The sequence below is a fragment of the Bacillus sp. SIMBA_154 genome, assembly GCF_046536015.1.
Taxonomy (GTDB): domain Bacteria; phylum Bacillota; class Bacilli; order Bacillales; family Bacillaceae; genus Bacillus; species Bacillus pumilus_P.
Window position 1 is genome coordinate 419,666 of sequence record NZ_JAWJBV010000003.1, and the last position, 13,033, is coordinate 432,698.

The 13,033-nt window shown below is 39.4% G+C and carries 11 protein-coding genes; 10 read left to right on the plus strand and 1 reads right to left on the minus strand.

From position 1 onward, the window contains the following. Nucleotides 1-147 precede the first annotated feature (147 nt). Genes R0K30_RS08525 through R0K30_RS08540 form a run of 4 tightly spaced genes read left to right on the plus strand, consistent with a single transcriptional unit; the run spans nucleotide 148 to nucleotide 6,471 of the window. Nucleotides 148-2,160, plus strand: coding sequence for a type I restriction-modification system subunit M (locus R0K30_RS08525; RefSeq protein ID WP_410610074.1), 2,013 nt, complete (start codon nucleotides 148-150; stop codon nucleotides 2,158-2,160). After that, entirely contained in the window at nucleotides 2,157-2,912 is a 756-nt protein-coding gene (locus R0K30_RS08530; RefSeq protein ID WP_410610076.1) for a restriction endonuclease subunit S, read from the plus strand. The genes R0K30_RS08525 and R0K30_RS08530 overlap by 4 nt, the downstream gene beginning before the upstream one ends. A gap of 1 nt (nucleotide 2,913) precedes the next feature. Beyond that, on the plus strand, nucleotides 2,914-3,474 hold the full coding sequence (locus R0K30_RS08535) for a restriction endonuclease subunit S (protein ID WP_410610078.1): 561 nt from the start codon (nucleotides 2,914-2,916) through the stop codon (nucleotides 3,472-3,474). A 6-nt stretch (nucleotides 3,475-3,480) separates the two neighbouring features. Beyond that, nucleotides 3,481-6,471: a type I restriction endonuclease subunit R gene (locus tag R0K30_RS08540; RefSeq protein WP_410610082.1), complete on the plus strand. Its 2,991-nt coding sequence runs from the start codon at nucleotides 3,481-3,483 to the stop codon at nucleotides 6,469-6,471. A gap of 243 nt (nucleotides 6,472-6,714) precedes the next feature. Here the strand turns inward: R0K30_RS08540 and R0K30_RS08545 are convergent, their stop codons facing one another. Then, complete coding sequence (locus R0K30_RS08545; RefSeq protein ID WP_410610084.1) at nucleotides 6,715-6,948, minus strand: hypothetical protein; 234 nt, start codon at nucleotides 6,946-6,948, stop codon at nucleotides 6,715-6,717. A 238-nt stretch (nucleotides 6,949-7,186) separates the two neighbouring features. Between R0K30_RS08545 and R0K30_RS08550 the strand changes: the two genes are divergently transcribed. The 6 genes from R0K30_RS08550 (at nucleotide 7,187) to R0K30_RS08575 (ending at nucleotide 12,849) form a co-directional block, all read left to right on the plus strand. Continuing rightward, nucleotides 7,187-8,791 carry a histidine kinase N-terminal 7TM domain-containing diguanylate cyclase gene (locus tag R0K30_RS08550; protein WP_410610086.1) on the plus strand — a complete coding sequence of 535 codons (1,605 nt, stop codon included), beginning with the start codon at nucleotides 7,187-7,189 and terminating at the stop codon, nucleotides 8,789-8,791. A 256-nt stretch (nucleotides 8,792-9,047) separates the two neighbouring features. Continuing rightward, nucleotides 9,048-9,503 (plus strand): DUF6376 family protein, encoded by a 456-nt coding sequence (locus R0K30_RS08555; RefSeq protein ID WP_230030736.1) that lies wholly within the window; start codon nucleotides 9,048-9,050, stop codon nucleotides 9,501-9,503. A gap of 101 nt (nucleotides 9,504-9,604) precedes the next feature. Next, nucleotides 9,605-9,910: a metal-sensing transcriptional repressor gene (locus R0K30_RS08560; RefSeq protein ID WP_410610089.1), complete on the plus strand. Its 306-nt coding sequence runs from the start codon at nucleotides 9,605-9,607 to the stop codon at nucleotides 9,908-9,910. 84 nt (nucleotides 9,911-9,994) lie between these two features. Beyond that, entirely contained in the window at nucleotides 9,995-10,201 is a 207-nt protein-coding gene (gene copZ / locus R0K30_RS08565) for a copper chaperone CopZ (RefSeq protein WP_024423475.1), read from the plus strand. An 81-nt stretch (nucleotides 10,202-10,282) separates the two neighbouring features. Further along, a complete protein-coding gene (locus R0K30_RS08570; protein WP_410610092.1) occupies nucleotides 10,283-12,718 on the plus strand; it encodes a heavy metal translocating P-type ATPase in 2,436 nt (811 codons plus the stop codon). Continuing rightward, nucleotides 12,715-12,849 carry a hypothetical protein gene (locus tag R0K30_RS08575; RefSeq protein ID WP_410610094.1) on the plus strand — a complete coding sequence of 45 codons (135 nt, stop codon included), beginning with the start codon at nucleotides 12,715-12,717 and terminating at the stop codon, nucleotides 12,847-12,849. Before R0K30_RS08570 ends, R0K30_RS08575 begins: the two co-directional genes overlap by 4 nt. The last annotated feature ends 184 nt before the right edge of the window (nucleotides 12,850-13,033 follow it).

Below are 13,033 nucleotides of genomic sequence, written 5' to 3' on the forward strand. Positions count from 1 at the left end.
ATGAGTTAACAAGTCCAATATTTTTGGTTAAAGTTTCTATTATTTGCAGTTACGTTTTGTTGTTAGAACATTTATAATTGAATGTAATATGCTTTAGTTTTACAAGAAGTATTGTCGCAAAAATAAAATTTAAATGAGGTACATAACATGATCAACTTCCAAGATAAAGTAAGCTTCATTTGGTCAATTGCAGAGATTTTACGTGGACCATATAAGCCAGAAGACTACGGTGAAATTATTTTGCCATTAGCTGTATTACGCCGTTTTGACTGCGTATTAGAAAGCACAAAAGAAGAAGTGTTAGCGAAAGCAGAGCAGTATCCAAATATGACAGATGAAGCACGTGAGCAAATTTTAAATCGTGTTTCTAAGCAAAACTTCCACAACATAAGTGAATATGATTTTAACAAGCTATTAACAGACGATGATAATATCGCTGATAACTTACGTGACTATATAAATGGTTTCTCAAAAGTGGCTCGTGATATCATGGAGCACTTCGACTTCGATCGCCAAATCGATAAACTTGATCAAAATGACTTATTATACTTAACGATTAAACGCTTTAGTGAAATCGATTTACATCCAGAAACAGTTTCAAATATTGAAATGGGTTATGTATTTGAGGAACTAATTCGTCGGTTCAATGAGTATGCAGAAGCAGGGGATCATTACACGCCACGTGAAGTCATTCGTTTAATGACACATTTGTTATTTTTACATGATGATGCGAGTATTTTAACGAAGCCAGGTTTAACACAAACATTGTATGACTGTGCGGCTGGTACAGGTGGTATGGGTTCAGTTGCGCAAGAATATTTACTTAATCAAAATCCAACAGCACATTTAGAGTTTTTCGGCCAAGAGATTAACCCTGAATCCTATGCCATTTGTAAGGCAGACTTACTTATTAAAGGTGAAGAAGCACGTAACATTCGTTTGGGAAACACGTTATCAAACGATCAATTCCCACATGATACATTCGATTACTTAATTTCAAACCCACCGTACGGAGTGGACTGGAAATCGTATGAAAAGGCGATTAAAAACGAACATGAGAAACAAGGTTTTGATGGTCGTTTCGGACCTGGTACGCCTCGTACAAGTGACGGGCAGCTATTATTTCTCATGCACTTAATCTCAAAAATGAAACCAGTCACAGCAGAAAATCCACAAGGCTCCCGTTTAGCCATTATTATGAATGGTTCGCCGCTATTTACAGGTGATGCAGGTTCTGGTGAAAGTGAAATTCGAAAGTATGTGCTTGAAAACGATTTAGTAGAAGGTATTGTGGCATTGCCGAACGATCTTTTCTACAACACAGGCATTGCAACGTATATTTGGATTTTAACAAACAATAAAGCGCCACTTCATAAAGGAAAAGTACGTTTAGTCAATGCAGTAGACTTCTCGAAAAAAATGAAAAAGTCGATGGGTAGTAAGCGTAACGAAATTACGGAAGAGCAAATGAATGAAATTGTTCGTTTATACGGTGATGCACAGCCAAATGAGTACGTGAAGATTTTTGAGAATGAAGAATTTGGCTATGCGAAAATTACAGTAGAACGTCCATTACGTTTAAACTTCCAAGTAAATGAAGAGCGCTTGGCACGTGTTGTAGAGCAAAAAGGCTTTGCGAACTTAGCAACATCGAAGAAAAAAGGTGATGCAGGTCACTTTGAAATTGAAGAGGGTAAGAAGCTGCAAACGCAAATTTTATATGTTTTACGCACGTTAGAAAGCGATACAGTATATAAAAATCGTGACGAGTTCACGAAAGTACTAAAAGATGCATTGAAGCAAGCCGGTATTACTATCGGAGCACCTATATTAAAAGCAATTTTAGCTGGTCTATCTGAAAAAGATGAAACAGCCGATATATGTATGAAAAATAAAACAGACATCGAACCAGATACAGATTTACGTGATACAGAAAACGTCCCGTTAAAAGAAAACATTCATGACTACTTTGCACGTGAAGTATTACCACATGTACCAGATGCATGGATTGATGAATCAAAAACAAAAATCGGCTACGAAATTCCATTCACTCGCCAGTTCTACAAATACAAAGAATTACGCAGCTCAGCAGAAATTATGGCCGAGATTCGTGCTTTAGAAGTGGAGATTACTGAGCAGTTGAAGAAGGTGATGGGATGAATTCAATAAATGAAAAAATTCCTTTTTTAAGAGTATTACCAGATGGATGGAAAACCCATAGGTTGAAGGAAATTTCCAAAGTTAATTTAAGTAATGTAGACAAAAAAAGTCACTTCGGTGAGAAAGTAGTCAAACTTTGTAACTATGTAGATGTTTATTATAATCATACTATTTCAGATAAAATTGATTTTATGATTGCTACGGCAAGTGATGAACAGATAAGAAAATTAACATTAAAAAAAGACGATGTGATTCTCACTAAAGATTCAGAATCTCCGATAGATATTGGAATACCGACTTGGGTTAAAGAAGACATGCCTGAAGTTGTGTGTGGTTATCACCTAGCTTTAATCAGACCAAACGTTAATGTTGTTAAAGGGTTATATTTGTATTATTTACTCTATTCTTATGGATTTAAAGAACATTTTTGGATAAGTGCTAGAGGAGTTACAAGGTTTGGTATTTCTAAAGGCGATATTCAAAACATCCAATTATTAATTCCACCAATAGAATTACAGAATAAAATTACGAAATTCTTAAAAGAAAAGGATCTATTAATAGATAAGCTTATTAAGAATAAAGAAAGTCTTATTATGCTGTTCCAACAACAACGCCAATCAATCATCACAGAAGCTGTTACAAAAGGTTTAAATCCGAATGTGAAAATGAAAGATTCAGGTGTTGAGTGGATTGGAGAGATTCCAGAACATTGGGAAGTTAAACCACTATATAGTTTATATAAAGAAAAATAAATTGAAAAATAAGGGCAATGTAATTACAAATGTTCTTTCGTTAAGTTATGGGAAAATCAAGCGTAGAGATGTAGAATCGAATTTTGGGTTACTACCAGATTCATTCGAAACTTATCAAATAATACAGAAAGACGATATTGTTTTAAGACTAACCGATTTACAAAATGATAAGAGAAGTTTGCGTGTCGGATTAGTAAATGAAGAAGGGATTATTACATCTGCTTATTTAGGTTTGAAACAATCTAATAAGTCAATCTCTGTATATACTTATTACTTATTACATTCTTATGACTTAAAAAAAGTATTTTATGGATTAGGAAGTGGAGTAAGACAATCTATGGGATTTACTGAAATGAAAAAACTACCTATTTTATTACCGCCACTTGAAGAACAGTTTGAAATTATTAACCAATTAAAAGTGAAAGTTTTGGCAAATGAACAACTAATTGATATGTTAAAAACACAAATTAAAAAACTAAAAGAATACCGTCAATCCCTAATCTACGAAGCAGTTACAGGCAAAATCGACGTACGTGATATGCAACTTGATAAAGTGAGGTGAATTGTAATGGCGATCGATACTACAGAAACAGGTTTTGAGACGAATATCGAATTAGCGTTAATTGCGAATGGTTATAAAAAGCGTGTGCTAGAAGGAAAGGCAAGTGCATCTTTTAAACAGCATGCGATTGATGTTGAGGAGCTATTTGCATTTTTAGAAGATACACAAGAAAAGCGGATGCGTACGTTAGAGAAATCGTATGGTCCTACTTATAAAGAACAAGTGTTAAAGCGCATTAAAGACCAGCTATATAAACAAGGATTGGTTGAATGCCTACGTAAAGGAATTAAAGACCGTGGTGTGACATTACAACTTGCGTATAATAAGCCCCCTACGAATATGAATAAAACATTAATTGAACAGTATAGAAAAAACCGCTTTAATATCGCTCGCCAAGTGTATTACAGTGATAAGCACACCAACAGCTTAGATATGGTGCTGTTTTTAAATGGCTTACCACTTGTTGTGATGGAACTGAAAAATCCATTAACAAATCAAACAGTTGAAGATGCGATGAAACAATTAAAGAATGATCGTGATCCACGTGAGCAGTTATTTAAATTTAATGAGCGTGTTGCGGTCTACTTTGCCGTTGATTCAGATGAAGTGTTTATGACAACAAAGCTTGATAAAGGCAAAACGTACTTCCTCCCATTTAATAAAGGCAATAATGGCGGGAAAGGCAATCCGCTAACTTACGGTGACAACTATCGTACGCATTATTTATGGGAAGACATATTAGCTCCAGATAGCTTGCTCGACATTTTATATCGTTTCATCTTTATTAAGAAAGACGACATTAAAGATTCAAACGGTGAAACAATAGGTGAGCGTCAAATGCTCATTTTCCCCCGTTTCCATCAGCTCGATGTTGTACGTAAGTTAGAAGCAGATGTTGCACAAAAGCTTGTCGGTCATCATTATTTAATTCAGCATTCTGCGGGATCGGGAAAAACGAATTCAATTTCATGGCTTGCACACCGTTTAGCGAAGCTACATAACGAGGAAAATGAATCGATCTTTAGTAGTGTCATCGTGATTACCGATCGCCGAGTGTTAGATAAGCAATTGCAAGACGCAGTGTATCAGTTAGAGCATAAAGCAGGAATGGTGGAGCCAGTCGATAAAAATTCAGAGCAATTAGCACGTGCTATTAATAGTGAAACACGCATTATTATTACAACGCTTCAAAAGTTCCCGTTCATTTTGGAAAAGGTAGCGGGCTTAGAGCGAAAAAAATATGCAATTATTATAGACGAAGCGCACTCATCTCAAGGTGGTAAAGCTTCTACTGCCTTAACGAATGTTTTATCAGATAAGACGCTAGAAGCAGCATATGAGGAAGATCGCATTGCCGAAGATAACTTAGCTGATGTAGACGAGAAAATTGTGGAAACCATTTTGAAAAGTGGGAAACAGGATAATGTATCGTTCTTTGCATTTACAGCGACTCCAAAGCCCAAGACGTTAGAGAAGTTTGGTACAGTTGGTATTGATGGTAAACTAGAGGCCTTCCATCAATACACAATGCGCCAAGCGATTGAAGAAGGGTTTATTTTAGATGTACTTGAAAACTACACGACATATAAAACGTTCTGGAAAATTGCCAAGACTGTCGATGATGATAGGGAAGTATCGAAGAAGCAAGCTACCAAAAAGCTTGCTCAATACGTTTCATTGCATCCGCACAGCATTGAACAAAAAACAGAAATTATCATTGAACATTATCGGAATTTTGTACAGCGAAAAATTGGTGGGCGTGCCAAGGCGATGGTCGTGACAGCAAGCCGTTTACATGCAGTACGTTATAAAATTGCTTTTGATAAGTATATTCATGAAAAGGGATATAACGATTTAAAAACGGTTGTGGCGTTCTCAAGTACTGTAAATGACGGCGGAATACATTATACGGAGCCGGACATGAATAATTTCTCTGAAAAAGAGCTACCTGAAAAATTCAATTCAGATGAATTCAAAATATTGCTTGTAGCTGAGAAATATCAAACGGGCTTTGATGAACCACTGTTGCATACGATGTATGTAGATAAGCCATTAAGTGGTATTAAAGCGGTGCAAACACTATCTCGTTTAAATCGTACTTGCCCAGGTAAAGAGGACACATTCGTACTCGATTTTGTAAATGAACCAGAGGTTATGAAAGCTTCGTTCCAACCATATTACGAATCAACAAGCCTATCTGAAATTACGGACCCGAATATCCTTTATGATATGCAGGCTGACATCGAGCCGTATCAAGTATTTACAGATGATGAAGTGCAAAGGGTTAATGAGCTTGAAGTAACAGACGGTGTGAAAAAGTCAACTAAGGCACAAACAGAGTTAAATGCGATTCTTGACATAGGTGTAGAGCGATATAAAAAGCTTTCAGAAGAAGAACAGTTTGATTTTAAACAAGCAGCAACAAAATTCATTCGTACGTATAGTTTCGTACTACAAGTTGTAACGTTTATCGATTTAGGCTTACACAAGCAATATATTTATTTAACGTACTTGTTGCGCAAACTACCACGTACCTCTGGTGATAAGGATGTTTATTTAGCTGATGATATCGCACTTGAATACTACCGCAATCAAAAGGTATTCGAGGGTAGCATCGAGTTGGAAAAAACGGGTGGCATTGAACTTGATCCACAGAAGCATGGGGCTGGTGGTAGATCTGAAGATGAGAAGGTGCGATTATCAAGCGTGTTAGAAAAGTTAAATGAGCGCTTTGGTACAGAATTTACAGAAACAGATTTTCTTTCTCGTGAGCAAGTGAAAGAGGACATGTTGAATGATGATGATCTCCGTCAGAAAGCGAAAAACAATACAAAAGAAAACTTCAAATTCGCTTTCGAAAAAACATTTATGAATTTTGTTATTGACCGTATGAGTAGCAATCAGGAGTTCTTTATGAAGATTTTAGAGAACGATGAATTTAAGTCATACATTATGGAAGACATGCTGAATGAGATTTATGGAGAAGTGAATCAATGATGATATTATGAAATTATCAGTCTATCTAAAAGTTTTAAAGTTAACAAAACGGTATGACTGCTTATAAAGAGGAAATTAGAAATGCGAATTTCTTGGAAGAGTTTAGAGTCTTTGTTGATGGTACCAAATCCAAAGTTAGTACTAATAACAGCTATTAAATCCTAATCCCATAAATTCTTTGGTCTCCATAAGTAAAAAAAGATGACGACAATTGTCATCTTTTTTATTTTATGAAAATTACTGTTACGTTCTTTGAGAAAATTTTAAAAGCCGAACAAACAAAGGACAAACCACAACCACCGCCATCATCACCAAAAGCCCATCCGGCATCATCTCAACAAACGTTGTCTGAATCACATAAATTGCAATCAACAGCAAATAACTCACCAAAAATAACAAGCCAGATCGTCTCTTTTGAAACGGCTTCTCCAAAAGAATCAGCATAAACAAACCTGCCATGATGATCAAAAAAGTCATATTCCTTCGGAGCCTCCTCTTCATAGATCCCCACATTGTACAGATATTTCTTCTGCCACAACATGCTTTTCCGTCAAATTGAGCAAAAAGTAGTGAAAATAAGAGGCGTCATCATAAGGAAAACGCCCGTTACTTTACAAAAACTCCAACCAAATCAAAATCACATCTTCCCATTTGTGATATCCTCATATATAGTAATATTAGACTAGTTCTAAATAACTGAAATTGGGGCGTTTACATGGATTCGATTGTTTTACATTTTATTGTGATCATGAGTGTTTCTGGCATTCTGTCCGTGATATTATCAATCATTGCTCATGCAAATCGCCATCGGTATATTGGCTGTCAATTGTTTATGTACATGTCTGGGGCAACCGCGATTTATATTTTTGGGCATACGTTTGAATTATTGGCGCGTACTCCTGAAGAAATCATGTTCTGGGTTTGTTTTCAATACATAGGTCTACCGTTTATCGCACCGTTCAGCCTCATGATTGTGCTGCAATTTACGGGATTCCATCAATATTTCACAAAGCGCCGCGTGCTTCTCATCTTACTGATTCCAACTCTCACCACCATTATGGTGTTCACCAACTCTTTTCATTCACTCTTTTATCGAAGCATCACGATGAATTCAGTAGACGGATTTTTATTGGCTGATTTTACGATTGGCTATTGGTATATCATTCATGGCGTTTATACGTTTGGTTGTTCGATGCTTGCTATTTTTATGCTGCTTTGGTTTTTACGTGTTACAAAAAAAGAATATTTAAAGCAGATTCTGATACTGTTAGTGGGAATGTCATTACCAATTATGACTTCTTTTATTTATTTATTAGGCGTTACACCCCTTCATATTGACCCAGTCCCTGTGGTGATGTTTTTAACCAATGCGCTCTACTTATGGGCGATTATGTCGTTCCAGCTCTTTCAGCTCTCTCCCATTGCAATGGAGCGTGTGTTTGAGCATATGTCTGAGGGGGTTCTCATTTTAGATCGATACCGGACACTTATAGATTACAACCCCGCTGCTGCAACGATCATTCCAGCACTTTCTAATAAAAAGGGGATTGGCTATAAAATTGACGATATTTTCTCAGGAATCATCAAAGATACCGCGTTCATTCAGTGGCTGCGTTCTCCGCAGGATCATTCGCAGTATGATTTGATGTGGGAAAAAGAAGAGCCCTTCTATTATCAACTGACGGCTTCTTCGTTATTTAATAGAAGAGGCGAGATTGAGGGCAGGCAGATTGTGATCAGTGATGTAACAGAGCAGCGCTTGCTGCAGGAAGAGCTGGAGCGCCGTGCGTATATTGATGGTTTAACGAATATCTTCAACCGTTCTTCTTTCATCGAACGAACGCAGATGATATTGGAAGAGGATGCGCAGGATACCGCCATTTTGCTGTTTGATATTGATTTCTTTAAACAAATTAATGATACGCACGGACATCATATCGGGGACGAGGCACTGCGTCATGTCGTCTCCATTTGTCAGCAGCATTTAAAAATGGATGATTTATTTGGCCGATATGGGGGAGAAGAGTTTGCCATTTGTCTGCCGCATCATTCATTTGAAGAGGCATGTCATATCGCGGAACGAATGAGACATTCGTTTGAGACGAGTTTCTTTGAGACTGATGAGGAAAAAGTGCGAGTGACAGCGAGCTTTGGAATCGCTCATACAGCTTATGATCCAAATGTATTAGAAACTCTTCTATTTGAAGCGGACCAAGCCTTGTATATGTCAAAACGCCAAGGACGCAACCGGATTTATGCGTCCACTGGAGCGGACTACATGCTGTATGAAGAGCATGATCAGCCGCCGGCTTCTCATTGACTGTTGTCCTGACATTCGATATGATAAACATAACATTTGAACGGTTTCCTAAAGGGGAGTAGCTTTTACGGTTTGGTCGTCACTACAGAAGCAGCGATTGCTTCTCGGCCATTCCGGCATGAACATGTTAGCCAGACCTTTGCCTATCACACATGAGGCAAAGGTCTGGCTTTTTTTGAAGTCCTTTTGCATCAGTGTGATAGGGGAGCAGAACAAATGAATGCTTTCAACACAACAGATGGAAGGATGATCGATCTTGAAAAAATATGTGATGGCTTTCCTATTTTCCGGCACGCTTGTATTAAGTGGATGTTCCGGCTTGCTTGACCAGGTCAACGATACGACGACATATGTCACAGAGGCAAATAAGTATGTGACTGACATTCAGCAATTTACGGAGAACTTTCCAAAGCTCGCTGAAGAAGCTGTACAAAATGCCGCCAAAAAAGCAGAATTGACGCAGCAGCTTGAATCATTGAAGGCAGACATTCAAGAATTTAATGAACTGACAGCACCAAAAATAGCGGAAGATCTGCATGCGCAAATCATGGAAAAAAATAAAGTGCTGTCAGAGGAAATTCAAACGTATTTACAGCAATTGAAAGTGGACAACATAGACGTTGCCGCTATGCTTGAGGATCAGCAGGGGTTGATCAAGCAGCTTCAGCAGTCCGTCAATCTTTTACAGGATGTTGAACAATTAACAAACTAAGGCACACATTATAGAGTGTGGTCAGCATATCTTTGCCTTTTCCGGTGAAGATATGCTTTAATTTAAATAAAGACAAGTCTTATTACAAAAAAGGTGATCACATGACAGAACATGAAGAAAGACATATGGTTTCGCCTAGAGCCGAGAAGGAAAAAGACCAATTAATCAATCGCTTGAAACGAGTGGAAGGACAAGTTCGAGGGATTCAGCAAATGATTGAAAATGATCGTTACTGTATAGATGTCGTCAATCAAATTTCTGCTGTCAATGCCGCTTTAAAAAAGGTCAGTCTTCAATTGATGGAAAAGCATACACATCACTGCGTAGCGGATGCCATTAAGAGCGGCAACGGGGATGAAGCCATTGAAGAGTTAATGAACGTCTTTACGAAACTGACAAAATCGTAGCGCATTAAGCATCATTTATGTTTACAATGATACCCTACTAGGGTATAGTAATGTGTAGAAAATGATTGATGGAGGCGATGAGAAGTGGAACAAGCAACACTTCAAGTACAGGGCATGTCTTGCGGACATTGCGTGAAAGCAGTCGAAGGAAATGTAGGAGAATTAGCAGGTGTTGAATCTGTGAAAGTCCATTTAGACAAGGGACAGGTGGAGGTTTCTTTTCATCCTGATCAAGTCACGTTACACCGAATCTCTGATGTGATTGAAGAACAGGGATATGATGTCGTCTAAATGATATACGTGCTGCATGTGACAGCGCGTATTTTTTTCAAAAAAAAATACCCCCATGGAGTATGTGAAGAGGTGAGATGAATGAAAAAGGAAATTGATTTTCATATTACGGGAATGACCTGTGCTGCCTGTGCAGGACGCATTGAAAAGGGTTTGAACAAGCTGGAAGGTGTGGATGAAGCCAATGTGAATTTGGCACTTGAAACATCTCATATCGTATATGAAACGGAACAGCTATCACCAGATGATCTGAAGAAAAAAATCCAATCTCTTGGCTACGATGTGGCGATGGAGCAAGCAGAGTTTGATATAGAGGGAATGACCTGTGCGGCTTGTGCCAACCGAATTGAGAAAAAAATCAACCGGTTGGACGGTGTTGCTCAAGGATCTGTAAACTTTGCGCTTGAGACACTTCAGGTCACATATCATCCGGGCCAAACGTCTACAAGTGACATAAAAGATGCCGTTCAGTCCATTGGGTATTCATTAATTGAACCAGCTGAAGAATTAGCAGAGGAAGGGAAAAAGGATCATCGACAAGCAGCGATAGAGAAGCAAACGGCACGCTTTTTATTCTCGATGATCTTGTCACTGCCCCTCCTTTGGGCAATGGTCAGCCATTTTTCTTTCATGTCTTTTATTTGGCTGCCAGAAGCGTTCATGAATCCATGGGTTCAGTTTGCAGTAGCAGCACCTGTTCAGTTTATTGTCGGCTGGCCCTTTTATGTAGGCGCGTATAAAGCTTTAAGAAATAAAAGTGCCAATATGGATGTCCTTGTGGCACTTGGGACATCAGCTGCGTTTTTCTATAGTTTATACGAAAGCATTCAGTCAGCGGTTCAAGGCACACATGAGGCAGCACTCTATTATGAAACAAGTGCTGTGCTCATTACGTTGATTGTGCTCGGAAAATTAATGGAAGCAAGAGCAAAAGGGAGATCATCAGAAGCGATTCAAAAGCTAATGGGCTTACAAGCAAAAGAAGCTGTTATTGAGCGAGATGGGGAAGAGATGACCGTTCCTATTTCTGATGTGAAAGTGGATGATCTTGTGTTTGTAAAACCAGGTGAAAAAGTACCGGTAGATGGAGAGATCATGGAGGGAACAACCGCGATAGACGAATCCATGATTACAGGAGAAAGTCTGCCTGTTGATAAAACCGCAGGAGATACGGTCATTGGGGCAACCATCAATAAAAATGGGTTTATCAAAGTGAAAGCGACAAAAGTGGGGAAAGAGACGGCCCTTTCACAAATTATCCGAGTGGTAGAACAAGCACAAGGCTCAAAAGCACCGATTCAAAGAATGGCTGATCAAATATCAGGTGTATTTGTCCCTATTGTTGTCGGAATTGCTGTGCTCACCTTCCTTATATGGTTTTTCTTTGTTGATCCAGGGAATGTGACTTCAGCACTTGAAACCTTTATAGCGGTCATAGTCATTGCATGTCCGTGTGCGCTCGGTCTTGCTACACCAACCTCTATTATGGCTGGCAGCGGCCGTGCGGCTGAATCAGGCATTCTGTTTAAAGGCGGAGAGCATTTAGAAGTGACCCAATCACTGGACACGGTGGTTTTAGATAAAACAGGGACTGTGACAAAAGGTGAGCCGAGTCTTACAGATGTGATGGCATATGCAAATTGGACAGAAGATGCGCTGCTTCAGCTAGTAGGATCGGCAGAACAGCAATCGGAACATCCACTTGCCCGAGCGATCACAGACGGAATGAAGGAACGAGGTCTTGAAGCGGCCGAGGTAGAAGACTTTCAAGCAGACCCTGGTCATGGCATTGAAGCAAAGGCCGCCGGGCGCAAGCTTTTGATTGGAACGCGGAAGCTATTACAGAAACATCATATCCAATATGATCAAGTCGAAGCATCCGTGACTGCGCTGGAGGAGAAAGGGAAAACGGCTATGCTCGTCGCCATTGACGGCCAAATCTCCGGCATTGTCGCGGTGGCAGATACGATCAAATCATCCTCCCCTCAAGCCATCGCCCGGTTGAAAGAGCAAGGGATTCACGTTGTCATGATGACAGGGGATAACAAGCGCACAGCAGAGGCGATCGCAAGACAGGCGGGTATTGAGCATGTCATCGCTGAAGTTCTGCCTGAGGAGAAGGCTGCTCACATTGCAGCGCTTCAGGAACAAGGAAAGAAAGTCGCCATGGTCGGAGACGGCATCAATGATGCACCAGCCCTTGCGACAGCGAATATTGGGATGGCGGTTGGAACAGGTACAGACGTTGCTATGGAAGCGGCAGATATTACGCTCATGACAGGAGACCTCCATGCCATTGCAAATGCGCTTGAGTTTAGCAAAAAAACGATGAGAAATATTAAGCAAAATCTATTTTGGGCGCTTGCCTATAACTGTATTGGGATACCGGTAGCTGCATTCGGATTCCTTGCCCCATGGCTTGCAGGAGCGGCAATGGCCTTTAGTTCCGTGTCGGTTGTTCTGAATGCGCTCAGATTGCAGCGGTTGAAACCTGTAAGAGAGGGAGTGGCAGAATGAAGCTGAATGTCAAATGGATTTGGACATTGAGTGCATTGATCTATGTTGCTTTCGTACTCATTGGATATGCCATATATGATGAATTTTATGCAAATCAAGATACGCCAAGTGAACAGGTGCAAAATCATTAAGACTTCGCCAAAGTGAAGTCTCAGCGTGTAGACAAACCCTCGCATTCGTTGTCAGGTCTGCGCGCCGGTGCTCACGAATGTCAAATTCGCTCCGCGCCGGTGCTCGCCCTTCCTAGACTTCAAAGGTTTTCTATCACGCTGAAAAGAAGACAAAGGGCTAAAATAAAGATCATTTTAGCCCTTT